Below are 24366 nucleotides of genomic sequence, written 5' to 3'. Positions count from 1 at the left end.
GAAACACGAAAGCCCCCTCCCTCCGCGAAGGGAGGAAGAGGGCTTCGCGCGCTCACGCCGGTGTCAGGCGACGACTACGGCACCGTGGCCTTCAGGGAGACGCCCGTGTACGCGGAGTAGCCGCGCACGGAGACGTACCAGGTGCCGGCCGCGGGGGCGGTGATGGTGCAGGTCTCCGCGTTGCCGCTGGCGTACGGGCGGCAGTTGTACGCGGTGGTCGTGGGCTGCGAGCCCTGGCGCACGTAGAGGTCCGCGTCACCCGTGCCGCCGGACTGCTCCACCGTCAGGGTGGTGGCGCCCGCGGGGACGGTGATGGCGTAGTGCTTGAAGGAGCTGGCCGCGCCGGAGATGCCGGTCTGGTTGAGCAGCGTCTGCGTCGGCTGCTGCGGGGCATTGATGGTGGTGTTGATCCAGCTGGCGAAGGACGCCACGCGGCCGTACATGCCCGCGTACGACGCGTCGGCGCAGCCGTAACCCCAGCTCACGATGCCCGCGAGCACGCGGGTGCTGCCATTGAGGACGGTGAGGGGACCGCCGCTGTCACCCTGGCAGGAGTCCTTGCCCGGGGCCTTCGCGCCCAGCTGGTCCGCGGTGATGGTCTCCTCACCCTGGTAGTCGGCCTGCGCGGCGGCGTTGCTGATGATGTTCACGTCCACCGTCTGGAGCGTGGTGGGCAACGAGGAGGAGCCGCTGGACAGCGTGCCCCAGCCCGTGACGCGCGCCACGGCGCCGACGCCGCCCACGCCCGAGGCCTCATCCGCCGCCGTGACGTACGGGATGGCCTTCACGTTCGTGCCGCTCAGGTCCAGGGGCGAGGACAGCTTGAGGAGCGCCGCGTCCTTGCCGTAGTTGGCGTCCACGTAGCCCGGGTACACGACCACCTGGGACACGGTGCGGACCTGCCCACCGGTGGTGGTGGTGCGGTTGGTGACGCCCGCCACGATGCGGCCCGGCTTGGAGATGCTGCCACCGGAGTTCACGCAGTGCTGCGCGGTGAGGATCCAGCTCTCGTTGATGATGGAGCCGCCGCAGAAGTGGCTGCCGCTGCTGCTCTGCAGCGACACCTGCCAGGGGTTCGCCGCGATGGTGGTCGCCGAGCCACCGACGATCTCCTGGGTGGTGGCGGCGGGAGCCGGCGTCTCCGGCTGGGCCTGCTTCTCTTCCGTGGTCTGGGGACCGCAACCGACGACCAGCAGCGACACCGCGCTGGCAGCAGTCCAGCGACGCACCATCTGAGCCGAAATCATGTGAACCCCGTTTTTGTTGGAAAATATGAGGCGGCGGGATTCTGGATGAACCCAGGACTCCTTGTAAACACCCTGGCCGACGATTTATTGTAACTGGATAACTACTGTGACGGGGTTGGTGTGACTGCTACAGCGTGTCACATGTCCAGGCTCTGGATGTCTACTCGGCGACGAAGGTGAAGCCTGGAGACACCTCCAGGCGGTAGCCGGGGTCCTCGAAGACCACCCGGGTGCCGGTGCCCTCCAGCATGTCTCGCACGTGGCTTACGTGGACGCGCAAGGCGTTGTCATGCAGGCGCGGGTCGTAGTCCGCGTTCCACATGGCGCGCACGCAGTCCTCCTTCGGCAGGATGCGGCCCGGTTGGCGGGCCAGGGCGTAGAGCAGCCTTCTCGGCAGGGCTCTTCGCTCCAGGGAGACGGTCTTCCCCGGGGCTCGCAATTCGTGACGGCGGGCGTCCAGCACCACTGCCTCCGGCGCGGGCGCTTCCGGGAGGGACGTGGCTTCCGCGGCGGAGGCGAGCGGTCGGGTCAGCTCCGCCATCAGCTCGGGGTCCACTCCTCCCCTGGTGCCTTCGCGCGTGGCCTCCTCCAGGGCCTGTGCCGCCTCTCGGGCGCGGCCCGCGTGACGGTGGAGCGTGGCGCGGGTCAGGTGTCCCAGCGTGCGCTCCAGCGCGAAGTCGTCACCACGCGCCAGGGGCTCCAACGCGGTGAGCAGCGCCGTGGCGCGCGAGGCGTCCGCGCCCCGGGCGGCGGCCAGGGCGGCCAGGGCGCGCTGGCGGGCGGCGATGCCGGGGCGCACCTCGCGGGGCTCCACGGTGATGGGTGCTGCCTCCGGCCCTGGCACGTCCAGCGTGCGCGCCACCCGGGCGGCCCGCATCAGCCCCACCACGCCGCGCGCCCGGACCTCTTCCTCCACCGCGTCCAGCTGGGCGTGGCCCTCCGCGCGCCGGCCCATCTCCAGCAGCATGCGGCCCGAGCCCACGCGGCACAGCAGCCGGACGAAGAGGTAGCCCGCCTTCTCCGCGCGGCCCTCCGTCTCCCGCAGCGCCGCGAGTGCCGCTCCGCGCTGGCCCAGCTCTCCGCGCACCCACGCCGCGATGCAGTCCAGCTCCAGCGCGAGGCGGGGGGCGCCCAGCTGGCCCAGACGCTCCCGGGCGCTGGCGAGCGCGGCGTCGGCCTCCTTGAAGCGGCCCAGCCGGCTGAGGATGCCCGCGGACATGGCCGCCACCAGGGGGCCTCGCGAGTCGAGCGGCGCGTCCTCCAACAATGACACACATTGGGCCAGGGGCTCCGCCAGCTCGCTGTCCCGGCCTTCAATCCAGAGCATCAGCGCGCGGGCGTAGGCGCACCAGCCCAGCACGCGCCGATCCCCGGTCGCGGCGGCGGCGTTGTCCAGCATCGCCAGGGATTCATCCAGTCGTCCCTGGAAGAAGCGCAGCGCGGTCCATGCCAGCAATTGCTGGAGGAAGACCTCCGCGCTGCTCGGCACCGGCATGGACTCCAGCGTGCGTTCGCAGGCCTCCGGCTCCATCGCGAAGAGGGCCACCCGCACCAGCACGGCGCCCACGCCCTCGCGCAGGGCCTCGTTCGACTCCGGGTCCGGCGCTCCGGCGTCGGCCTCCAGCGAGGCTCGCAGGGCCAACAGCTCCGGATAGGCCCGGCGCAAATCCAGCAGCCGCACCCGAGCTCTCGCATGGGCCAGCTTCACCTGGGGCGTGCGCAGCGCGGCGGGCAGCGAGTCCAAGAGGCCCAGGAGTTCGTCCGCGGCGCCGTGGCGCACCAGGCTTTCCGCCTGCGCGACGATGAAGGCCGCGCGCGCTTCATGCCGGCCGAGCGCCTGGAGGTGGCGGCACACCGCGCGCACCCGGACCACCGCGGGCAGGGGCTCCTGCTCCAGGACCTCCAGCAGCGCTTCGTGGCCCGCGCGCGCTTCGTCCGGCGACAGCAGGGACACCATCGCCTCGCGCACCAGGTCGTGCACGCCGTGCCGGCCTCGCGAGTCCGTCTCCACCAGCAGCTTCGCGCCCAGCTGGCGCAGCGCCTGGTCCGCCGCGTCGCCGGACAGCACCGGCCGCAGCGTGCTCGGGGTGAGCGGCAGCTGGCTCAGGGCCATCAGCGCGGCCAGCCGCCGTTCGTCCGCGGGCAGCGCCGCGAGCGCCGCCCGCACCGGTTCGTCTCCGCCCGTGTCGCCCGCGTGGGCGCGGCGCAGGAGGAAGGGCAGGCCCCGCGAGCGGCCCCACGCCGCGTCGAAGCCGTCGCGTTCTCCATAGAGCGCGTCCAGTTCCCGCCACAGCTCTCGCGCGGCCTCCTCCGACAGGCCCTCCAGCCGCAGCTCCACCCGGTCCGGACTCGCAGCGTGCCGGGGCACCGACTCGCGCGAGGTGGCCAGCAGCGTGCCCTGCCGGAGCCGACCTCCCAGGTCCTCCACCAGCGCCGCGCGCTCCGGCGGCCCGAGCACGTGCAGGTCGTCCAGCACACACAGGGCGCGGCGCGCCTCCAGCTCTCCCGCCAGCGCCTCCAGCCGGGACGCGTCCGACAGGGCCTGGGCCACGGGCGCTTCGCTCAGCAGGCGGCGCACGTCGTCCACCACCGTGTCCAGCGTGTCCCCGGGACGCACGCGCCGGTGCACGACGGGCCCCCGGTGCTTCGCGGCCACCGCCGCCACCAGCGCGGACTTGCCCGCCCCGGGCAGCCCGTAGACGACCCCCGTGCGCACGCGCCTCAGCATGTCCCCCAGCCGCCGTACTTCCTGGGCTCGGCCCACGAAGACAGCCGGCGGTCCCAGCCCCGGAGCGGTTGGCGTGCGCATGGCGCGCGCGAGTGTACGTCCATCCCGGCACGGTCCGTCACAGTCGCTTCAGGTGTCGTCCAGGCTGAGCTCGCGCAGGTGGCTGACGTCCCCCCAGGTCACCATCCGCAAGGACCCGTCATGGAGGTCGAACTGGTTCCAACCCGCGTTGAGGACGGAGAAGGCGCGCGGCGCGGCGGCGGGGATGCCCAGGCAGTGGCGCAACAGGGCGCTGAGCAGGCCGCCATGCGTGACGACCACGACGCGAGCCCCCGGGTGGCGCGCCCCCAGCTCCTCCAGGCAGTGCAGCGCCAGCCGCAGGCGCTGGGACGCGCTCTCTCCTTCGGGCACCACGTAGTCCGCATGGCCCTCCGCGTACGCGGCGAAGACAGCCGGGTGACGCTGGCCGGCCTCCGCGCGCGTCAGCCCTTCGAGCACGCCCAGCCCGCGCTCCCTCAGGCGCGCGTCCCGCTGGACGTCGTGGCCCGTCCTCGCCGCGATGCGGGAGGCCGTCTGCACCGCGCGGTCCAGGTCGCTGCTGTAGAGGGCCTGGAAGGGAAGGGTGGCCAGCCGCGCCGCGAGCGCCTCCGCCTGCCGCTGCCCTTCACGGCTGAGCATGCTGTTCAGGTGCCCCTGCAGGCGCCCCAGTGCGTTCCACTCCGTCTCCCCGTGCCGGAGCAGGATGAATTCGGTCGTCATGGCCCAAGCGTGGCGGGCGGGCTCCGGCGGAGCAAGACTCGCGAAGTGTCAGCCCGGCGCCTGAGAGCCCTGGGTGATGTCTGTCTTCCGGCCCCGCGGGGCAGGGCGCCTGCTGGCTGGCGCGCACGTTCACGGGAATCAGGTCGGACAGCACTCCTGGACGGCTGTGATGACACTGGACGCGCGTCCACCTTTCCGCGATTCCGAGCTAGGGCGTGTCTTCCTGATTACGCGATGGGAGGACGGCGGGTTCTCCGTGGACGCCGGGCCGGAGGGGGAGACATCGATGAAACACGGTCAGAATCTGGAAGCGATGAGCCTGGACGCAGGGCCACGGGAAACCCCGGAGCATGCACCGCGAAGGACTCACCGCTTCGGCTGGCTGAGAATGCTGGGCGTGGACGCGGTCCTCATCGCCAGCTCGCTGGTCGCCGCCACGATGCTGCACTTCGCGGACGGGCTGTCCCCGGCCTGCAAGGAGGTCCTGCCCCAGGCCGTGGCGTGCCTGGTCGTGGTGCGCCTGGTGACGCTCATCTGGCTGGGCCTGCACCGCTGGTCCTTCGACCGCTCCGGCATCCACGAGGCGGTCCGGCTGGAGCTGGCCAGCCTCGCGGGCACCATCGTGTTCGAATTGCTGCGCACCATCTTCTTCACGGAGTCGCTGCCGGGGCAGGTGGTCGCGCTGGAGTTCTTCGTCACCACCACGCTCCTGGGCTTTCACCGCTTCGCCCCGAGAATGGTTCGACAGTGGTACCTGGACCGTCAGCGCGCGCGGGCGCAGGGCTCCCAGCGGACCCTCATCGTGGGCGCGGGCAGCGCCGGGGACCTGCTCCTGCGCGACCTGGTGCGCGACCGCAACAGCCCGTGGCACGTCATCGGACTGGTGGATGACGACCCTGGCAAGCAGGGCACGTACCTCAATGGCAAGCCGGTGCTCGGCGTGCTGGACGCGCTGCCGGAGCTGATGAAGAAGCACCGGGTGACGCAGGTGCTCATCGCCATCCCCCGGCTGTCCCCGGAGCGCACCCGGCACCTCTTGAGCCTGTGCCGGCACCAGAGTGTCAGCTTCAAGATCATCCCGGCCTCATTCGCGTACCTGGACCAGAAGATCACCGCCGCCATGCTGCACGACCTGTCCCCGGAGCACCTGCTGCCCCGGGACGCCATCTCGTTCGACCATGACGAGGTGCACCGGCTGGTGACGGGCCGCCGCATCCTCGTCACCGGCGGCGCGGGCTCCATCGGCAGTGAAATCGTCCGGCAGGTCGCGGGGCACTCGCCCGCGTCGCTGGTGGTGGTGGACATCAACGAGAACGAACTCTACCTGCTGGTGCGCCAGCTGCAGTCGCGCTACCCGCACGTGCCGGTGCACTCCGTGGTGGCGGACATCCGCGACCTGGACCGGCTGATGCGCATTGGCCAGGAGTTCGCGCCGCAGTACGTCTTCCACGCGGCGGCGCACAAGCACGTGCCCCTGATGGAGGACTCGCCGGAGGAGGCCATCAAGAACAACGTCTTCGGCACGCAGAACGTGGCGCGCATGGCGGACGCGTGCGGGGCGGAGCGCTTCATCCTCATCTCCACCGACAAGGCGGTGAAGCCCTCGTCGGTGATGGGCGCCTCCAAGCGGCTGGCGGAGATGGTCATCCGCGACATCGCCGTGACGTCGCGCACCACCTTCTGCGCCGTCCGCTTCGGCAACGTGCTGGGGTCCGCGGGCAGCGTGGTGCCGCTCTTCAAGCAGCAGATTCAAGCGGGCGGCCCCGTCACCGTCACCCACCCGGACTGCACCCGCTACTTCATGATCATCCCGGAGGCGGTGGGCCTGGTGGTGCTGGCCGGCCTGGGGGGCTACGGCGAGCTGTGCATCCTGGACATGGGGGAGCCGGTCCGCATCGCGGAGCTGGCCGCGAACATGATCACCATGACGGGCCTGGTGCCGGACAAGGACATCTCCATTGTCTACACGGGCCTGCGCCCCGGAGAGAAGCTGGAGGAGACGCTCATGTCCGAGGAGGAGGAGCTCACCCAGCAGGTGCGCAACCGCATCAAGGTGGCTCGCAGCCCCGCGCCGCCCGCGGACTTCCTGCTCCAGCTCAAGCGGCTGGACCGCGCGGCCCGCGCCGGTGACTCCCACGACGTGAAGCGTGCCCTCCAGGACCTCATCCCCGCGTACACCCCGTCGAAGATGACGGGGACGGTGGCGAAGGTGTTGCCCGCCTTCGGCCCCGCGAAGCCTTCCTCGGCGGAGCAGAACGTCAGCGCCTGACCCCACGCGGCCCCGGCCGTCCATGAGGAGCCCCGGTCTCCCTTGCCCCTTCCAGGGCGGGAGGCCGGGGCTTTTCGTCATGGGCGGTGCAGCGAGCGGTAGGCCGGAAAGAAGTCACTGGCGGCGTGGCCTTCCGCGAGAGTGGCGTACACGGCCGCGTCGCAGACGATTTCATGCGTGTGGATGTGCCCGCTGGCGTTGGAGAAGCCGCGCTTGAAGTCCTCCAGGCCGTCCCCCGGTGAGAGTCCGCCCCCCAGGTGGAGCGGAAGCCCCAACTGGAGGCACAGGTCGATCATCTCTCCGAAGACGTTCTTCGCCGGGGAGCGCGCCAGGTGCGCGTCCGCCGTGCCGCCCAGGTAGTAGTGCAGGAGGCCGTCGCTGCGGACGACCAGGGCCGCGGAGGCGACCGTCCCATCCGGCGCGCGCGTCGTCGCGAGCCAGGCCTCCGGGGACGCGAACAGTTCCTCGAAGTACGCGTCGGAGAAGAAGTACCGGCGGCACGCCTGGTCCCGGACCATGGTCTGCCGGTACACCTCCCGGAACCCCGCGCGCTCCTCGGGGGATGCGTTTCGGGCCGCGCGCACCGTGCTCACGAACCCCAGCCGCACGTTGCGCCGCATGTGCCGGCGGTGCATCTCCCGGGGGGTGAGTGGGCGGTCCGGCTCCACGAAGAAGACCTCGTTGCGCGCCGTGCCCCCCGCGAAGCAGCGCGGCCCCTGGACCCGCTCCCGCACGAAGATGCTGACAAGCTCCGTGCCCCGCCAATCCACCGCGTGTGCTGGCAGGCTGCCCCAACCGTCCGTCACGCCGCCTGGAAACCCATACGGAGAGATGGCGTCGCGGTACGATGTTTCATCAATGGCTCGCACGATGAGTGGGATTCGCACCGTCCCGCCCGTGTTGCCTTGTTGGATGAGCAGCGTATGGGTGACCTGCTCGGCGCGAAGGTGGTGCTCGGAGCGGAAGTACTGCTCGGACAGCGCCGAGGCGCCCGCGTCGGGAACCAGCATGGCGCTCGCCTGCCCTGTCCTGGTCATTCATCCCCCACCCTGAGTCCGCCAGCTCAGGCGGACAGGCCCATGGGGCCTTGCACTGACGACCCACGGGCAGTCTCAGTGATTCTTTTTGTCTAATCACAAAGGAATTACCTGGGTCGCCAAAACCTTTTGGCGTCCAGTGAACGCACTCCGGCGTTCCCACAACAGGGTAGCCTACCGGGCGGTTGACGGGAGCTACCCCACAGGACCCCCCTGATGTTGGAATCCCGTCGTCGCAACTCTGGTCGTGCCCTGTCGTCCCTGTTGTCGCTGACCCTGCTGGTGGGTGGTGGTGCTTGCGGCCCCCAACCCGAGCAGGACGGTGCCAGCACGGCCAGTCCCAACGGAGATAACACCCCGGGCAGCACCGAAGTCTCCACCCCTGGCGCGGACACGCTCGCTCCCTCTTCCCCCGAAGAGCAGATCGCAGTGGGTCCCTCCGAGCCGGAGGCCGAGGCTGCTCCCACCACTCCGGAGGCGGACGTCCCTGCCGCCGCGGAGTCGCCTGCCACCTCCACCGCGGAGGAGGGCCTTGGCACCACGGCCCAGGCCGCTGTCAGCCTGCGCACCGTCGCCGCCTGGGAGACGCTGTTCCTGAACCGCTGGAACTCGGAGCACACCTCCAGCTTCCTGCCGAAGAGCCAGTCGCTGGACAGCTGGCAGTTCTACGACCTCGCCTACGGCGTCGATGGCAACACCGCGATGTATCGCGCCACCGGCAAGACGCAGTACATGGACCGGGCGTTGCTGTATGTGAACAACATGGTCAACCACGCGAAGGTCTCTTCTTCGCTGCCCAGGAGCCAGTTCAAGGACAGCTACCTGGGTTGGGCGTCCGCCCGCTCGGACACGCTGGGCCAGGAAGTCCCCCTGTTCGAAAGCTACTGCTGGCGTTACGTGACGCGCATGCTGCGCACCATCCGTGAGACGCCCGCGCTCTACAACAACAGCACGTACAAGACGCAGTACGACAAGCTGCTGGCGTTCACCGAACGGAACATGTTCGAGAAGTGGAACAAGCGCGGCGCGAACAGCTACCTCTACCGCGTCAATACGCACATGGCGTCGCACTGGGCGTACATCGCCATGGACCTGTCGAAGATGACGACGGACGCCACGAAGAAGGCGCAGTACCTGACCGTCTTCAACAACATCAACCGTGACATGCCCAACAACACCTCGTCGCTGCGCGGCCAGCTGATGACCAGCCCGGTGAACGCCAACGCGTACTTCTGGGCCGCCGAGTGGGGCTCCAAGAAGCGCCCGGGCCAGGACGTGGCGCACGGCAACGGCGTGATGGCCTACATCGTGGAAGCCCACGACGCGGGCATGGAGTGGACGGACGCGGACATGCGCAAGTTCGTCGCCACCCTGAACAACGTCATCTGGCCGTCCGCCAAGAAGTACGGCAACTACGTGGACGGCACGGGCAGCGGCACGGGCTGGTTCAATGACGGCCTGGTGAAGCTGGGCCGCTACAACGCCGCCCTCCAGCAGCGTCTGGAGACCCACACCGTGGGCCAGAACACCCAGTACTACGGCAACGGCGCGCTCAACGCGAAGCTGCTGGGCGCGGGTTCGGCGCTCTAAGCCGAATTCCACGATGTGAAACAAACACCCCCTCCTCCCGCCCGAGCGCGCGGGAGGAGGGAGTGTGCGAACGCTCCAGGTAATGCCGGGGTCCGTGGACCCGGTCTTGCCTGGAGTTTTCGCATGTCTTCCCGCATCTATTTGTCCTCGCCCCACATGGGCACGCTCGAGCGCGGCTATGTCGACGACGCGTTCGCAAGCAATTGGATTGCCCCCCTGGGCCCCCACGTCGATGCCTTCCAGGAGGAGTTCGCCCGGTGCGTGGGAACGCCGCACGCGCTGGCGCTGAGCTCCGGGACGGCCGCGCTCCACCTGGCGCTCCAGCTGGTGGGCGTGGGGCCCGGCGATGACGTGCTGGTGAGCACGCTCACCTTCTCCGCGTCGGTGAATCCCATCCGCTACCTGGGCGCCTCCCCTGTCTTCATCGACAGCGAGCGCACGTCCTGGAACATGGACCCCGCGCTGCTGGAGGAGGAGCTGGCGATGCGGGCCCGCCTGGGCCGGCTGCCCCGCGCCGTGGTGGTGGTGCACCTGTACGGCCAGAGCGCGGACCTGGATCCCCTCGTGGCCACCTGCGACCGCTACGGCGTGCCCGTGGTGGAGGACGCGGCGGAGGCCCTGGGCAGCACCTACAAGGGACGGGCCCCTGGCACGGTGGGCCGCGTGGGCATCTATTCGTTCAACGGCAACAAAATCCTCACCACGTCCGGCGGCGGGATGCTGGTGTCCGCGGACGGCGAGCTGGTGCAGCACGCGCTCAAGCTGGCCACGCAGGCGCGAGACACGGCGCCGCACTACCAGCACTCGGAGATTGGCTACAACTACCGGATGAGCAACGTGCTGGCCGCCATCGGGCGGGGGCAGCTGCATGTGCTGGAGGACCGGGTGGCCGCGCGCCGCGCGAACCACGCCTTCTACGCGGAGGCCTTCCGGGACCTGCCGGGCATCCAGTTCATGCCGGAGGCCCCGTGGGGCCGTCACACGCGCTGGCTGACGACCCTCACCATCGACCCGGAGGCGTTCGGCGCGGACCGGGAAGCGGTGCGCACCGCGCTGGAGCGGGAGAACATCGAGGCGCGGCCGGTGTGGAAGCCCATGCACCTTCAACCCGTCTTCGCGAACTTCGAGCGGCGGCGGGGCAGCGTGGCGGAGGACCTGTTCCGCCACGGCCTGTGCCTGCCGTCCGGCTCCAACCTCACGCGCCGGGAACTCGAACGGGTGGTGGAGGCGGTCCAAGCCGTTCCCCGGAAACAGGGGCTGCGGACGGCGGGCTGACCTGGGCCTGCTCCTGCTGCCGGAGCGCCACGCCCCTGGCCTCCGGCTGCGGGGTGCCCATGAACTTGTTCATGGTCGCCTCGCTCGCGAAGGAGATGCCCTGGCGCTGCAGCACGCGCACCCCCGTCAGCGCCAGTATCTTCAGGTCCAGCGCCAGGCTCCACTGGTCCACGTACCAGACGTCCTGCTGGAAGCGCTCCTCCCAGGAGAGCGCGTTGCGGCCGTTGATCTGCGCCCAGCCGGTGATGCCGGGCAGCACGTCGTGGCGCCGCGCCTGCTCGGCGGAGTAGCGCGGCAGGTACTCCACGAGCAGCGGACGCGGCCCCACCAGGCTCATGTCGCCCCGGAGCACGTTCCACAGCTGCGGCAGCTCATCCAGGCTGGTGGAGCGCAAGAGCCGCCCGGCCCAGGTGAGGCGCTGCTCGTCCGGCAGCACCTGTCCGTTCGCGTCCGTCGCCTCCAGCATCGTGCGGAACTTGAGGACGGTGAACAGCTGGCCATTCTTCCCCGGGCGCTGCTGCCTGAAGAGGACGGGGCCGCCCAGGGTCAGACGGACGAACAGCCCTGTGGCGGCCATCACGGGGGAAAGGCATATCAATCCCACTCCTGCCGCCACCACGTCGATGCACCGCTTGAGGAACAGCCCGGATCCTGCCTGTCTTTGCATGGGGACGTCGCTCCTTGAAGTCGGAAAGGCTAGAAATCCTTTCAGTCCTCCACCACGACCCCTGGGACTCAGCCTGTTGTCGGCTCCCGTGCATCCACGGGGCCCGCTGGGACGGCCCGAAGCGCTTGCGCGGGCTCCACGGCCGTCAGCCGCCGCCAGACGCGCAAGGTCAGCCAGATGCTGCACGCGAGTTCCGACACCCACCCCAGCCCCAGGGCCCATGCGGCCCCCACCGGGCCCACGCGCGGCACCCACACCGCGCTGCCCAGCGCGACCACGGCCACGGAGACGACGAGCAGCACCACCTGGCCCTTGAGCTCGCGCGCCGCGGTGAGGCCCACCGCGAGGCTCAAGCAGACGTACTCCAGCGCCGCCGCCCCCATCAGCCAGACGAACAACGTGAGGTTTCCGGCATAGGCGGCGCCGTAGAAGAGCGTCAGCGCCCACCGGCCGAGCAGCGCCGCACCGGCGATGGCGCACAGGCCCACCCCCGCGGACGCCGCTGTGAAGCCCGCCAGCACCTTGCCGTAGCGGCGCGCGTCCCCCGCCGCGTGGTAGCGCCCCAGCCGGGGGCTCACCGCCTGCCCCAGTGAATGCACCACCCGGCCGCCCAGCGCGGCGAAGTACGCGAGCGCGGCGTACATGCCCAGCTCCGCCTGGCCCGCGTGCGCCTCCAGCAGGTAGCGGGGGATGTTGGGCCGCAGCGCGCCCATCAGCGCGGTGAGGCCCAGCACCCAGCACAGGAGGAAGAGCGCCTTGAGCCGCGTGCCCTCCGTGCGCCACGGCGTGCGCCAGAGGGTGCTCCAGGGGCGCACGCCGGGGAACTCGCGCCGGAGCGCCCGCGCGTCGAAGACGAAGAGGACAATGGCCCAGGCGAAGGCCATGGCTGCCGCGCCGGCGATGGGGCTGTGCGTGAGCCACAGCGCCAGCGGCACCAGCACCACGGACAGCGCGCTCTTGGCGATGGTGGACCGGGCGATGAGCCCCAGCCGCTCCACCTTCTGGAGCGCGCCGTAGAAGACCTCGCTCACCGCCTCGAAGCCCTTGGCCAGCGCCACCAGCGCGATGACCCAGCCCGCGTGGAGCGAGTCCGCCATCCCCGTGGCGATGGCGCAGCACATCGCCACGCCCGCGACGACGTTGAGCACCATGAGGCCCAGGTAGTGCTCGAAGCCGAAGGCGCTCCGGGCGTCCGTGGCCTGGAGCGTGCGCAGCTGCATGCGGGACATCAGCAGCACCGGGGCGGTGATGGCCAGGGCGAGCGCGAACTGGCCCACCTCCTCCATGGTGGCCAGCCGCGCGAAGGCCACCAGGACGCCCCATTGCGCGAGGGCATAGATGAGCCCGGCGGAGAGTGACCAGACGAAGTTGCTCCCCACCGAGCGCGCTGTCATGACCGGGCCGCCGCGCGCTGCAGTACCTCTGAAAGCCGTTTCGCCGCGATGTCCGCGGAGTAGCGCTCCCGGCCCAGCTTCCCGGCCAGCGCGCCGGCCTCCGCGAGCCAGCGCGGGTCGCGCAGCCGCTTCGCCAGCATGGCCGCCGCGGCGGGGATGTCCTTGGGCGGCAGCCTGAGGCCAAAGGCCTCCCGGTCCAGCATCTCCGCCTGCCAGCCGCCGTAGTTGAGCGCCAGCGGACGGCCCGCCGCGAGCGCGTCGAAGAACTTGTTGGCGGAGTTGTCCTGCATGCCCGGCACGTCCGTGAACATCGACGTGGCGATGGTGGCCGCGCTCAGCACCGCGGGCACCTGCTCCTTGGGCACGCTGGGCAGGAAGAAGAGGTTCTGGTTCTTCACGCCCAGCCGCTCCGCCAGTGCGTGCAGCAGGGACTCCTCGCGGCCCTTGCCCATGATGACGAAGCGGACCTCCGGGTCCAGCCTCCGCATCTCCGCGGCCACCCGCACCAGGTACTCCACGCCGTTCACCAGCCCCAGCGTGCCCGCGTACAGCACCATGGGCCTGTCTCCCAGCCACGCGTACTTCTGCCGGAACTCCTGGCCCGCGGACGCCGGCACCTGGAAGCGGTCCGGGTCGCAGAGGTTGGGGATGATGGTGATCTTCTCCGACGGCACGCCCGCCGCCTCCACGCCCGCCTTCATGCCCGGAGACAGCGCGACGATGTGCTCCGCGCCCGCGTACGCGGCCCGCTCCAGCAGCTGCGCGGCCAGGATGGCGGAGCGGCTCTTGAGCGCGCCCACCGCGATGGGGATGGCGGGCCACAAGTCGCGCACCTCGAAGACCATGGGCCGCTTGTTCCACCGCGACGCGGCGATGCCCGGCACCGCGATGGTGAGCGGCGTGCTGGTGGCGAAGAACACGTCCGCGGGCAGCTGCGCGGCGCGGCGCGTGGAGTTGACCGCGAAGTGGCTGAAGGCCCGGATGCGGTCCGGGTAGCTCATGGCGTTGTTGTACGGCACCGGCAGCCAGTGCACCTGGATGCCGCTCTCGTTGGACTCGCGCCAGCCCTTGCCCGTGCCGCTGTCCGTGCGGGTGTCGGAGGTCACCATGTGGACCTCGTGGCCCATGGAGACCAGGCGCCGCGCGAGCTCATAGGAGCGCGTGCCCCCGTGCATGGTGGGGGTGTTGAAGTACTGATGCAGATAGACGATGCGCATGTCAGGCGGCTCCTGTGAATGAGGGTTGGGGAAGGGGGTGGGGCAGGGGATGGCCGGACTGCGCGGGCTTTCGCGCGGGGTCCGCGGTCGCGGAGGCCATCACCATCAAGAGGAAGAGGGCGCGGCTGTCGTAGAGGTCGCCGCTGGACTGACTGCCCAGGAGCACCAGCACCGCCGCGCCCACGGTGGCGCCGTCCAGGCCCTGGCGCCGGAGGAACGCAGAGCGCACGAAGGTCGCGATGAAGGCCGCGAACAGGAGCAGCCCCACGGCGCCGCCCTCGCAGAAGATCTCCAGGAAGAGGTTGTGCGGGTAGACGCCCAGGCGCAGCGCGGGGAACGCCGCCAGCCCCGCCCCCGCCACCGGGTAGTCCTTTCCCAACTGGATGGCCCGCTCGTAGAGGACCTCCCGCCCGGACAGGTACACCTTGCCTTCGCTGCTGCCCGCGCCGCCCGCGCCCACCTCGTAGTTGAGGGTGAGGCGCAGGAAGCGCTCCTGGAAGGAGTTGCTGAGCGCCTCTCCCAGCGGGGAGAACATGGCCACCACGGTGATGGCCACCGTCGCCAGCAGCGTCAGGAGCAGCAGCCGGCGCACCGGCACGCGCCCCACCACGAGGCAGGTGGTGATGCCCGCGATGATGGCGACGGACCCGCCGCGCGAGCCCGTGAGCAGCGTCAGCATCACGCCGCTGGCGGCCACCGGAATCCACAGCCACGTCTGGCCCCGCCAGTACCAGAAGTAGAGCGCGCCCATGGTCAAGAGCCCCATGAGCCGCGCGAAGATGTTGGGCCCGCCGTTCATCACCGCGAGCCGCGCGCCACCGCCGCCCGCCAGCAATTGCTTGATGCCGGCGATGGCGAGCAGCCCCGTGGCCACCACGACGATGGCCCAGAACGTGTCCAGCGTCCGGGGCGCGGGCTGACGCAAGCAGGCCAGCGCGAAGCCCACGCACATCACCGCCACGAGCATGACGTCGTAGACCTTGGTCAACGAGAAGTCGAAGTCGGGCGACCAGGTGGCGCTGGCGGCCATGTAGCCCAGGAAGGCCAGCATGGCCGCGATGAGCGGCGGGTCGAAGCGCGACTCGCCGGGACGGGCCTCGCGCCGGGCGCGGTGCAGGAGCCCCACCGCGGCGAACACGCCTCCGCAGATGACGATCCAGAGCCGCAGCTCCAGGAACAGGTTCGTCTCCACCTCCGCGGCGGCCAGCCGGTGCATGCCCCAGCGGCCCGCGAGCATGTAGAGGGCCGCGATGAAGCCCAGTCCTGTGCAGCGCATCCAGCTCACGGTGCGGTCTCCCGGTGGGTCTTCAGTTCGCGGACGGGTATTCGTATTGGTAGACGCCGCTCACCGCGCGGCCCGTCCGGGAGCGCGGCACTCCGTTGAGGACCACGCCCTGGGCCGGGACGCCGCTCTGCTCCAGTTGGTGCAGCGCGGTGGCCACCTCGCGCAGGGACTGGGCCGCCGCGCGCACCACGGCGAGCCGCACGCCCGCGTGCCGGCCCACGAGCGCCGCGTCCGTCACCGCGAGGATGCAGGGCGTGTCGAAGAGGACGACGTCATAGTCGGCCGCCACGCGCGCCACGAACGTGTCGAACGACGCGCCGGCCAACAGCTCCGCCGGGTCCGGAGGAAGCGCGCCCGCGCCCAGGAACGACAGGCCGGGCGCGGCGTCCTGGAGCAGGGCCTGCTCCAGCGTCGCGGTGCCCCGCAGCACTTCATGGAGCCCGGGGAGGTGCGCCTCGCGGAAGCACCGGTGCAGCCAGCCGCCGCGCAGGTTCGCGTCCACCAGCAGCACGCGCTGGCCCGTCTCCGCCAGCACCCATGCCAGGTTGAGGGCGACGAAGGACGTCCCCGCGCCAGGGCTCGTCCCGGTGACGGCGACGACGTGGCTGCCCGCCTCCTTCATGGCCCGCTGGAGCCGCGTCCTCAGGCCGCGCACGCATTCCACGGTGACGTCCCGGGGGATGCTGCGCGCCAGGATGATGGAGGGGCCGCGGGGGGACGTCGCGCGGCGGGGGCCGGTGGGGACGCTGGCGAGGACGGGCACCGCGAGCGCGGACTCCAGGGCCGCGGGGTCGGTGACGCCCGGGTGCAGCGACTTGCGCGCGAAGGCCAGCGCGACGCCGAACGCGAGCCCCAGCACGATGCTGACCGCGAACACGTCCGGCTTCGCGGGGCGCACGGGCAGGCGCGTCACCACGGGCACGTCGATGATGCGCGCGTTGGTGATGGTGCTCGACTTGAGCACCCGGTACTCCTGGGCCTTGTTGTTCAGCTGGAGGTACAGCTCGTTGGCCACCTTCACGTCGCGAGTGAGCTGGGCGGACACCCGCTCCGCGTCCGGGATGCCCTTGAGCCGGGTGTCCAGCGCGGTGCGCTCCGTGCGCAGGCGCGCCAGCTTGCGCTCCGTGGCCAGGAGCAGCGGGTGGTGCTCGGTGAAGCGCTGGCGCAGCTCCGAGCGCTCCATGGCGAGCGTGGAGATGTCCTTGTCCAGGTCCGCGCTCCGGTTGAGGACGGCCTGCACCTCCAGCCCCAGGTCCACGCCGCCCTTGCCGGCGCGGTAGTCGCGCAGCGCGGCCTCCGCCTGCTCCAGGCCCTGGCGCAGGCCGGGCAGCTGGCTGTCCAGGAACGACAGCGTGCGGCCCGCGTCGTCGCTGCGGCGCTCCACGTTGGAGCGCACGTACGTGTCCGCGATGGCCTGGAGCGTGGCGGTGGCCAGCACGGGGTCGGGCCCGTCCAGGGTCAGGTTGAGCACGCCCGTGCCGGCGCCCTTCTCCCCCATGCGCAGCGTGCGCTGCAGCTCCTCCACCACCGCGAGCTTCGAGCGGCGCATCACCTGGAAGCGCGTCCCCGGCCGGGCGTGCAGCTCGGTGACGAACAGCTCCACCTCGTGCGGCGCGCGCGCTTCCGTCTGGGCGCCGGTGCCCACGGTGCCGTTGAGCACGACGCGCCCTTCGGGGCCCCACAGGGCGTACGCGCCGTCCGCCTTCGCCACGAGCGTGAGCGGCACGTCCTCCCACTCCGTGGGCACGTTCAGCCGCTCCACCTGGAGCGTCTCCCCGCCCCAGGCGTACGAGGCCCCGCCCCACCACGGCACCGCCGCCAGGTCCGGGCCCGGGTGCGCCCGGGCATGGGCCGCGCCCAGCACCGGGAAGTAGCGAGGCTCCACGCTCACGCCCAGGTGCAGCGCGTCCGCCACGCGCCCCAGCAAGGCCCTGGAGCCCAGGACCTCCATCTCAGGGGCCGCCTGGCTGGGCACGTCTGGAATCAGCTCGTCCAACTGGCCCAGGCTGCTGCTCTTCTGCTCGATTCGCAGGATGGCATTGGCCCGGTACACCGGCGTCGTGGTGAGCAGGTACAGCACGCCCAGGGCCAGGGCCAGGGCGACGGACGCCGCGATGGTGCCGCGGCGCTCCCCCAGGATGGCCAGATATCTGCCCAATCCCAATTCATCATCCTGCGTGCCGGGGCCTGGGCGGGGCGGCGTCACGCGTTCGGGGGTGCTCGTCATGGGTTGTCGATGATGATGGTTCTGTCTCCGATATCCACTGCCTGCCAGAGCAGCTGAACTGTTGGCTGGATTTGCTGGATGATGCGATTCCAGCGCGTCAAGTCGTGCGCGGAGACGAAGATGACGTCGCGAGGTTGTAATTGGAACTGTGTCGCCAGCAGCAGCGCGTCCGGCGACTTCGCGTCCAGCTTGAAGATGTAGGGCCGCTCGAAGCTGCCGCGGATGACATACACGCGGCCCGGGTTGGAGGTGAGCGGGTCGAAGCCCTCGGTGTCGCCGATGGCTTCCGCCAGCGTCATCCGTCCCTTCACCATCAAGCGCGAGGACGGTTTTCGGACCTCGCCCAGCACGAAGACCTTGTTGCGGCTGCGGTCCGCCACGTTGACGATGTCGCCGTCCTGGAGCAGCCAGTTCTGGCTCACGTCCCCCTGTTCGTAGAGGGCCTGCAGGTCGAGCGTGAAGGTGGTGCCGCCCCGGCTGAGGGTGACGGCGCGCAGGTCCGCCTCCGTGGAGAAGCCCTTCGCCTGGGCGATGGCGTCCTGCACGCGCAGGGGCACGTCGGTGACGGGCAGGGTGCCGGGGGCCACCACCTCGCCCGTCACCTGGACCTTCTGGCCGCGGAAGCCCACCACGCGCACGTCCAGCTGGGGCTTCTCGATGACGTTCGCCAGCCGCTGCGTGAGCAGCTCCCTGATTTCCCGCAGCGTCTTGCCCGCCACGGGGAGGTTGCCCACGTGGGGGTAGAACATGGTCCCGTCCGCCGCCACGGGATTGCCGACGGCCTCCGCGGGGCGGAACTCGCCGGCGGGGATGGTGAGCTCCGGGTGGTCCCACACGATGACGCTCAGCACGTCGTGTGGCGTCACCCGGTAGTCATAGTCCGTGGCCACTCGCGCCAGAGGATCCACCAGGGGCGCGGGGCGCGCCTGCCGGCGCTCCTCCAGCTGGTGGCTGATGAGGGACGCGTCGATGGGGAGGATTTCGTAGGCGCCATCGGCTCCGGCGTCTGCCTTTCCCGCGTAGCGCTCCCGGAAGGCATCCTCGTCCATCTGCATTCCCGGGCCCCAGGCGCATGCGCTCAGGCAAGACACCGCGGCCAATAACAGGACGTGTTTCATGGGCGGGCAATCTTCCGAAGGAAGCGTGCAAGCGTAAGCCCGAATAATGCCAAATGTCTGGAAGACGCTACGGCTCGCTGGCGAGGTGACACATGCCCTGCCCTGGGGGGCTGGAGTGGCGCGAAGCGCTGGAATCAGGACATCCGCGCTGCACCCCGGGGGGCGGTGACGGACCCCGGATCCATTCACATACCCTCAGGCTGTCTCGGGCGTTGTCGGGCCCGCTCGTTTCCGTCCGGGGGGAACCCATGAATCCAGTGGCACCGTGGAGAGCCGTCCTCGTCCCTGACGGAGGCCAACGCGCCGTTTCGTCTGACTATTTCCGCTCCGAGCAGCACCTGCGCGCGGAAGGGGTGACGCACAGCCTCATCGTGGAGGATGGGGAGGGGCGGGCCCTGCGGGTGCCGCTCATCGTGCGGCCCATCGAAGGGACGCACTACCGGGACGCGGTTTCTCCCTATGGGTTTCCCGGGGCGGAGTTGAACGGCCTCTCCGAGGTGCCGGTGGACGGCATCGACTGGCGGGGCACGGAGCTGGTCAGCATCTTCCTGCGTGACCGCATTGGCGGGCCGTACTGCTTCGCGGGCGGCCGGCCGCGCACGGAGGTGTGTCTCATCGACCCGAAGCTGCCGGTGAAGTTCCGCAGCGACCACGGCGCGGACATCCGCCGCAACGCCCGGCGCGGCTACGTCAGCGCGGCGGTGCGGGTGAAGGACTCCACGCAGGAGCAGCGCGAGGCGCTCAAGTCCATCTACCGGCAGACCATGGACCGCAACCAGGCCGGGGAGCGGTACTACTTCAGCGAGGACTGGTTCGAGGAGGTCTTCACCTGTCCCTTTGCGTGGCTGGTGACGACGCGCGCGCCGGACGGGGCGGTGGCCTCCTCCGCGCTGGTGGTGCTGAGCGACGGGCTCCTGCACAACTTCATTGGCGGCACGGCGGACGCGTACCTGGTGCACTCACCGGCGAAGAACGAGTTCCCGGTGATGGTGGAGCTGGCGGAGAAGCTGGATGCCTCCGTCCACCTGGGGGGCGGCGTCCGGCCGGGTGACGGCATCGAGCGGTTCAAGCGCGGCTTCGCCAACGCGATGTCCCAATTCTACACGCACGACCTCATCTGCGACCCGGAGGCATACGCACAGCTGTCCCAGGGGCACGCGGGCGAGGACTTCTTCCCCGCCTACCGCGCGCCCCGTTCCTGACGTCTTTGTGTGCCGGAGAGGTTCCCATGGTCCTGTCACTTCCCCAGCTCCGCGATGTCGCGGAGGCCCGCTTCACGTGTCTCACGGAGCGGGAGCTCGCCGAGCGCCGGCGAGAAGAGGGCGTTCGCGTCATCTCCCACCGGGGGCACTACTGGGAGCAGTCGGGGGCGCCCGGCTTCTTCCAGCCGGTGCATCTGCTGGCGCGGCTGACGCCGGACGAGGCCACGCCGCCCACGCCGCTGGCCTGGGGCTACCGCGCGGCGCTGACGCCGGAGACGGCGAACGTCGCCACCGGCAAGGTGCCCGTGGTGCGGCTGAAGGACCTGGACACCTATGACATGAGCCGGTTGAACTCGAACCGGCGCAGCAAGCTGCGCAAGTGCCAGCGCACGGTGCGCATCGTCCAGCTCACGGGGCCGTCGCTGCTCCTGGAGCAGGGCTATCCCGTGGTGCGGGACGCGCTGACGCGCACGCAGCACAAGAAGATCCCCACGCTGGACGAGTACCTCAAGGGCCTGCGGCAGTACTTCACATCCGACCACTGGTGCGTGCTGGCGGGGATGGTGGACGACAAGCTGGGCGGCTACCTGGACGGCTACATCGTGGACGGCGTCGCGTATGGCTTCAGCGCGTACTACGCGACGTGGGCGCTGCCGACGAACATCTCCACCGGTCTCATCTACGAGTTCGCGCAGCTCTGCCGCCGGCTGGGGGCCCGGACGCTGGTGGGCGGACTGCATGCCCGTGAAGCGGCCCAGCTCGAACAGTTCAAGGACGAGCTGGGCTTCGTCGTGGATCCGGTGCCCATCCAGTGGGGCATGAACCCGCTGGCGCGCGCCTTCATCCGCTGGCGCCGCCCGCATGCGTACTACCGGCTGACGGGCCAGGCCTGATGGGCTACGGCGTCATCACGACCTTGATGCAGCCGTCCTCCTTGTCGCGGAACTTCTTGTAGAGGGCGGGTGCGTCAGCCAGCCGGGCGCGGTGGGTGATGAGCCGCGTGGGGTCGATGGCGCCGGATTGGATCTTCTCCAGCAGTGGCCGGGTGTAGCGGTGCGTGTGCGTCTGGCCTGACTTCATGGTCAGGCCCTTGTTGACGAAGGCGCCCATGGGGACCTTGTCCAGGAAGCCCACGTAGACGCCGGGCACGGAGAGGCTGCCGCCCTTGCGGCAGCAGTGGATGGCCTGGCGCAGCGCGTGCGGCCGGTCCGTGGCCAGCTTCACCGCCGCCTTCGCCTTGTCGATGACGGCGTCCAGGCTGCCGGTGCCGTGGGCCTCGGCGCCCACGGAGTCGATGCAGCGGTCCGGGCCGCGGCCGCGGGTCATCTCCTTGAGGGTCTCGTAGACGTCCTGCTTGGTGAAGTCGATGGTCTCCGCCTTGCCCCAGGACTTCGCGAGCGCCAGGCGCTCCGGCACGTGGTCGATGGCGATGACCCGGCCCGCACCGAACATCCACGCGCTCTGGATGGCGAACTGGCCCACGGGACCGCAGCCCCACACGGCCACGGTGTCGCCCTTCTCCATCTCGCAGTGCTCCGCCGCCATGTAGCCGGTGGGGAAGATGTCGGTGAGGAAGAGGACCTGATCCTCGGTGAGGCCGTCCGGAATCTTGAGGGGACCGACGTCCGCGTACGGCACGCGCACGTACTCCGCCTGACCGCCGGAGAAGCCGCCCAGCATGTGCGAGTAGCCGAAGAGGCCGGAGGGCGAATAGCCCATCACCTTCGCGGCCATCTCCGCGTTGCGGTTGGAGCGGTCACAGAGGGAGAAGAGGGTCTTCTGGCAGAAGAAGCACTCGCCGCACGCGATGTTGAAGGGGACGATGACCCGGTCGCCCTTCTTGAGCTTCGTGACGCCGGAGCCAATCTCCATCACCTCGCCCATGAACTCGTGGCCCAGGACGTCACCGCTCTTCATGGTCGGCATGTAGCCGTCCAGCAGGTGCAGGTCGGAGCCGCAGATGGCCGTGCGGGTGACGCGGATGATGGCGTCGCGAGGGTCCTCAATCTTCGGATCGGGGGCGGACTCGTAACGGACGTCGCCGTGGCCATGCCAGCAGATGGCTTTCATCGGGTGTGGCTCCTTGGAGTCAAAAGGCGTTGGAGCAAAGCTGGGGACTTGGAACGTGCACGGCCAACGTTCGCGGGCCGTTGCCGCCTGGCTGGCTGGCGCTCGGAAGGGGTGAATCGACGTCCGGGGATGCAATGGGACCCCTGGCCGATGCAAAAAGGGGATGTGACCTCCGCACCCGTCCTCGACTTCGGCCGTTACCTGGGCACGCCCCTCCAGCGAGTGGAGGTGGAGGGGCTCGTGCTCACGGAGAGCACGTATGCGCCGGGCGTCCGGTTGCCGTCCCACGGGCACCGGCACGCCGGCTTCCGGCTCACGCTGGAAGGGGGCTTCACGGACGTGGTGGAGGGCCGCGCGCGGGAGTGCACGGCCCGCTCGGTCGCCTTCCAGGCGCCCGGGCTGGAGCACGCGCAGCGCATCCGGGACGTGCGCACGCGCACCTTCAACATCGACTTCTCGGAGGCGTCCTGGCGGTCGCGGAGCGCGCTCGTCGTGGGGTTGGATCCGCGGGTGGACCTGACATCGGTGCGGCTGGCCACGCTGGGGGCGCGCGTGTACCAGGAGTTCCGGCGCGCGGATGACGTGGCGGCGTTGGCCATCGAAGGGCTGACGCTGGAGATGCTGGCGGAGGCGGTGCGCGCGTCGGCGCCGGTGCGGACTTCGGGCCCTCCGGCGTGGCTGGGGCGCGTCCGGGAGTTGCTGGACGCGGTGCGAGGGCCTCCGCCCACGCTCGCGGCGTTGGCGCGGGAGGCGGGGGTGAGCCCGCAGCGGTTGGGGCGGGCCTTCCGCCAGGCCTGGCGGTGCAGCCCGGCGGAGTACCTGCGCCGGTCGCGGCTGGAGCGCGCGGGCAGGGCGCTGCGCGAGACAGAGCGGCCCCTGGGCGACATCGCGCTCGACGCGGGCTACTGCGACCAGAGCCACCTGACGCGCGAGTTCCGCCGCCGACTGCACCTCACCCCGGCGGAGTACCGGCGGCTGGCGGGACGTGCATCCGGTTCCACGCGGTAGGTTTCGTCCAAGACGGCAGGGGGCGGTCGGTCCTATCTCCCGGCCATGACCCTGCCATCGCATTCCTTCCGCCGCGCCGTGGCGCTCCTGTGCTCAGCGCTGATGTGGACCGCCTGCGCGGGTTCCCGGCCCATCCCGGTGGCTTCAGAGCCGGCCGTGCGCCGCGTGGACTCCGGACGCACGCAGTGGATGCTGCGTCCGTCGGAGTCGTACGACGCGCTGTGCCTGTTGAACCTGCTGCGAGGCGACGCGTTCTACACGCGCTTCTACCCGGCCGAGTTCCAGCGCTTCTCCGCGCTGCTGGGGGCGCGGGAGCAGGCCGCGCTCGCGCACCTCACCGAGCGGATGACGAAGCAGGGCGGCAAGATGGTGGGGCCGTTCCTGACGCTGGTCTTCTCCGTGACGGAGGCCACCACGGTGGAGGACCTGGCGGCGACGGTGGCGGACGATGCCGCGTGGAGCCGGATGCGCGCGGACTTCCTGGCCACGTCGTACGGGAAGGAGGACGGCTTCGCGGAGATGGAGGCCGTGCGCGGGGACCTGGGCGTCCTGCTGGCGTTCCTGGAGCGCGTGGAGTTCCCCCGCATCTGGCGGGCGGAGTACCTGCCGCAGGTGGAACAGGCCATCGCGGGGCTGGCGGCGAAGGTGGCGCCGCACGACGTGGTGGGCTGGGACGAAGCGGTGCTGGGGCGGGAGCTCCAAGTTGCGGCGTTGAGCGCGCACGTCCTGAAGTTCGCGAAGCCGCACGGCATCCGGGTGACAGGGTGGAACTTCCTCACGGACGCGACCTATCCGGCGGACGTCACCGTGAAGACGGCGGTGCATGAGTTGCTGCATCCGCCGTTCACGCGCGAGGGCGAACTCGACGCGAAGTTGTCCGCGCTGGAGGCGGACCCCTACTTCCAGCGGCTGGTGCGCGAGCATGACCCCGCGTTCGGCTACACCACGGCGCGCGGCCTGACGGAGGAGGACTGCGCGGAGGCCATCGACGTCTACGTCAGCGAACGGGAGGGCCTGCTGCGCAACCGGGAGGGCCGGCCGCTCACGGGCTCGGAGTTCTTCCGCGACCACGACGACGGCCTGCACGTCCTGGCCTTCGTGCTCTACGAGGAGCTGAAGCGCGCGGGCCCTTCACGCGCGGGGACGTACGAGGCCTTCCTGTTGGGCCTGTTCGAGCGCGGCGTGCTCGAGCCCGGCAGGTTGGAGCGCCGCTTCCGCGCCTCCCCGGGGCACTACCCCGTGAAGGCGCTGAGCGAAGCGGCGGCTCCGTGAC

18 protein-coding genes are annotated in these 24366 nt (G+C 70.3%); 7 read left to right on the top strand and 11 right to left on the bottom strand.

All coding sequences use genetic code 11. The features are described 5' to 3' along the window. Positions 1-74: 74 nt before the first annotated feature. From D7Y04_RS32715 to D7Y04_RS32705, 3 genes are all read right to left on the bottom strand, one after another. The gene (locus tag D7Y04_RS32715; RefSeq protein ID WP_304988645.1) at positions 75-1232 is read right to left on the bottom strand and encodes a trypsin-like serine protease; all 1158 of its coding nucleotides are present in this window, start codon (positions 1230-1232) and stop codon (positions 75-77) included. Positions 1233-1407: 175 nt separating this feature from the next. Beyond that, positions 1408-4056, bottom strand: a complete 2649-nt coding sequence (locus D7Y04_RS32710) for a winged helix-turn-helix domain-containing protein (RefSeq protein WP_147477240.1) — start codon at positions 4054-4056, stop codon at positions 1408-1410. Positions 4057-4104: 48 nt separating this feature from the next. Then, complete coding sequence (locus D7Y04_RS32705) at positions 4105-4734, bottom strand: histidine phosphatase family protein (protein WP_120598684.1); 630 nt, start codon at positions 4732-4734, stop codon at positions 4105-4107. A 388-nt stretch (positions 4735-5122) separates the two neighbouring features. On the opposite strand from D7Y04_RS32705, the gene D7Y04_RS32700 reads away from it, so the two are divergent. Further along, the gene (locus tag D7Y04_RS32700; RefSeq protein WP_233601685.1) at positions 5123-7003 is read left to right on the top strand and encodes a nucleoside-diphosphate sugar epimerase/dehydratase; all 1881 of its coding nucleotides are present in this window, start codon (positions 5123-5125) and stop codon (positions 7001-7003) included. A gap of 77 nt (positions 7004-7080) precedes the next feature. Here the strand turns inward: D7Y04_RS32700 and D7Y04_RS32695 are convergent, their stop codons facing one another. After that, positions 7081-8013 (bottom strand): GNAT family N-acetyltransferase, encoded by a 933-nt coding sequence (locus D7Y04_RS32695; RefSeq protein ID WP_121761826.1) that lies wholly within the window; start codon positions 8011-8013, stop codon positions 7081-7083. Positions 8014-8256: 243 nt separating this feature from the next. Here D7Y04_RS32695 and D7Y04_RS32690 point away from each other — a divergent pair, with 243 nt between their 5' ends. Further along, the gene (locus tag D7Y04_RS32690) at positions 8257-9630 is read left to right on the top strand and encodes a hypothetical protein (RefSeq protein WP_121761825.1); all 1374 of its coding nucleotides are present in this window, start codon (positions 8257-8259) and stop codon (positions 9628-9630) included. Between the two features lie 123 nt (positions 9631-9753). Beyond that, entirely contained in the window at positions 9754-10905 is a 1152-nt protein-coding gene (locus D7Y04_RS32685) for a DegT/DnrJ/EryC1/StrS aminotransferase family protein (RefSeq protein ID WP_121761824.1), read from the top strand. On the opposite strand, the gene D7Y04_RS32680 is transcribed toward D7Y04_RS32685, so the two are convergent. The 6 genes from D7Y04_RS32680 to D7Y04_RS32655 form a co-directional block, all read right to left on the bottom strand. Continuing rightward, entirely contained in the window at positions 10826-11572 is a 747-nt protein-coding gene (locus tag D7Y04_RS32680; RefSeq protein WP_121761823.1) for a sugar transferase, read from the bottom strand. The two genes, D7Y04_RS32685 and D7Y04_RS32680, sit on opposite strands and share 80 nt — an antisense overlap. A gap of 68 nt (positions 11573-11640) precedes the next feature. After that, complete coding sequence (locus D7Y04_RS32675; RefSeq protein WP_121761822.1) at positions 11641-12966, bottom strand: lipopolysaccharide biosynthesis protein; 1326 nt, start codon at positions 12964-12966, stop codon at positions 11641-11643. Next, the gene (locus D7Y04_RS32670; RefSeq protein ID WP_120598690.1) at positions 12963-14183 is read right to left on the bottom strand and encodes a glycosyltransferase family 4 protein; all 1221 of its coding nucleotides are present in this window, start codon (positions 14181-14183) and stop codon (positions 12963-12965) included. The genes D7Y04_RS32675 and D7Y04_RS32670 overlap by 4 nt, the downstream gene beginning before the upstream one ends. Position 14184: 1 nt before the next feature. Then, a complete protein-coding gene (locus D7Y04_RS32665) occupies positions 14185-15459 on the bottom strand; it encodes an O-antigen ligase (RefSeq protein WP_233601684.1) in 1275 nt (424 codons plus the stop codon). Between the two features lie 31 nt (positions 15460-15490). Continuing rightward, on the bottom strand, positions 15491-17695 hold the full coding sequence (locus tag D7Y04_RS46625; protein WP_121761820.1) for a polysaccharide biosynthesis tyrosine autokinase: 2205 nt from the start codon (positions 17693-17695) through the stop codon (positions 15491-15493). After that, positions 17692-18813 carry a polysaccharide export protein gene (locus D7Y04_RS32655; RefSeq protein ID WP_120599215.1) on the bottom strand — a complete coding sequence of 374 codons (1122 nt, stop codon included), beginning with the start codon at positions 18811-18813 and terminating at the stop codon, positions 17692-17694. Before D7Y04_RS32655 ends, D7Y04_RS46625 begins: the two co-directional genes overlap by 4 nt. A 248-nt stretch (positions 18814-19061) precedes the next feature. Between D7Y04_RS32655 and D7Y04_RS32650 the strand changes: the two genes are divergently transcribed. Continuing rightward, a complete protein-coding gene (locus D7Y04_RS32650; RefSeq protein ID WP_121761819.1) occupies positions 19062-20015 on the top strand; it encodes a GNAT family N-acetyltransferase in 954 nt (317 codons plus the stop codon). A gap of 26 nt (positions 20016-20041) precedes the next feature. Beyond that, the gene (locus tag D7Y04_RS32645; RefSeq protein ID WP_120599217.1) at positions 20042-20908 is read left to right on the top strand and encodes a hypothetical protein; all 867 of its coding nucleotides are present in this window, start codon (positions 20042-20044) and stop codon (positions 20906-20908) included. 4 nt (positions 20909-20912) lie between these two features. On the opposite strand, the gene D7Y04_RS32640 is transcribed toward D7Y04_RS32645, so the two are convergent. Further along, on the bottom strand, positions 20913-22085 hold the full coding sequence (locus D7Y04_RS32640; protein WP_121761818.1) for a zinc-dependent alcohol dehydrogenase: 1173 nt from the start codon (positions 22083-22085) through the stop codon (positions 20913-20915). Between the two features lie 165 nt (positions 22086-22250). On the opposite strand from D7Y04_RS32640, the gene D7Y04_RS32635 reads away from it, so the two are divergent. Beyond that, positions 22251-23093 carry a helix-turn-helix transcriptional regulator gene (locus tag D7Y04_RS32635; protein WP_233601670.1) on the top strand — a complete coding sequence of 281 codons (843 nt, stop codon included), beginning with the start codon at positions 22251-22253 and terminating at the stop codon, positions 23091-23093. 45 nt (positions 23094-23138) lie between these two features. After that, the gene (locus D7Y04_RS32630) at positions 23139-24365 is read left to right on the top strand and encodes a hypothetical protein (RefSeq protein WP_121761817.1); all 1227 of its coding nucleotides are present in this window, start codon (positions 23139-23141) and stop codon (positions 24363-24365) included. Position 24366 lies beyond the last annotated feature (1 nt).

The organism is Corallococcus sp. AB038B, assembly GCF_003668955.1.
In the GTDB taxonomy this organism is placed as follows: domain Bacteria; phylum Myxococcota; class Myxococcia; order Myxococcales; family Myxococcaceae; genus Corallococcus; species Corallococcus exiguus.
This window is presented reverse-complemented; position numbering and strand designations above follow the sequence as displayed.

Coding starts and splice junctions, on each gene's coding strand:
- D7Y04_RS32650 (WP_121761819.1), top strand. CDS start 19,062: ATGAATCCAGTGGCACCGTGGAGAGCCGTCCTCGTCCCTGACGGAGGC.
- D7Y04_RS32655 (WP_120599215.1), bottom strand. CDS start 18,813: ATGAAACACGTCCTGTTATTGGCCGCGGTGTCTTGCCTGAGCGCATGC.
- D7Y04_RS32690 (WP_121761825.1), top strand. CDS start 8,257: ATGTTGGAATCCCGTCGTCGCAACTCTGGTCGTGCCCTGTCGTCCCTG.
- D7Y04_RS46625 (WP_121761820.1), bottom strand. CDS start 17,695: ATGACGAGCACCCCCGAACGCGTGACGCCGCCCCGCCCAGGCCCCGGC.
- D7Y04_RS32685 (WP_121761824.1), top strand. CDS start 9,754: ATGTCTTCCCGCATCTATTTGTCCTCGCCCCACATGGGCACGCTCGAG.
- D7Y04_RS32695 (WP_121761826.1), bottom strand. CDS start 8,013: ATGCTGGTTCCCGACGCGGGCGCCTCGGCGCTGTCCGAGCAGTACTTC.
- D7Y04_RS32630 (WP_121761817.1), top strand. CDS start 23,139: ATGACCCTGCCATCGCATTCCTTCCGCCGCGCCGTGGCGCTCCTGTGC.
- D7Y04_RS32675 (WP_121761822.1), bottom strand. CDS start 12,966: ATGACAGCGCGCTCGGTGGGGAGCAACTTCGTCTGGTCACTCTCCGCC.
- D7Y04_RS32680 (WP_121761823.1), bottom strand. CDS start 11,572: ATGCAAAGACAGGCAGGATCCGGGCTGTTCCTCAAGCGGTGCATCGAC.
- D7Y04_RS32715 (WP_304988645.1), bottom strand. CDS start 1,232: ATGGTGCGTCGCTGGACTGCTGCCAGCGCGGTGTCGCTGCTGGTCGTC.
- D7Y04_RS32640 (WP_121761818.1), bottom strand. CDS start 22,085: ATGAAAGCCATCTGCTGGCATGGCCACGGCGACGTCCGTTACGAGTCC.
- D7Y04_RS32710 (WP_147477240.1), bottom strand. CDS start 4,056: ATGCGCACGCCAACCGCTCCGGGGCTGGGACCGCCGGCTGTCTTCGTG.
- D7Y04_RS32670 (WP_120598690.1), bottom strand. CDS start 14,183: ATGCGCATCGTCTATCTGCATCAGTACTTCAACACCCCCACCATGCAC.
- D7Y04_RS32700 (WP_233601685.1), top strand. CDS start 5,123: ATGCTGGGCGTGGACGCGGTCCTCATCGCCAGCTCGCTGGTCGCCGCC.
- D7Y04_RS32665 (WP_233601684.1), bottom strand. CDS start 15,459: ATGCGCTGCACAGGACTGGGCTTCATCGCGGCCCTCTACATGCTCGCG.
- D7Y04_RS32705 (WP_120598684.1), bottom strand. CDS start 4,734: ATGACGACCGAATTCATCCTGCTCCGGCACGGGGAGACGGAGTGGAAC.
- D7Y04_RS32645 (WP_120599217.1), top strand. CDS start 20,042: ATGGTCCTGTCACTTCCCCAGCTCCGCGATGTCGCGGAGGCCCGCTTC.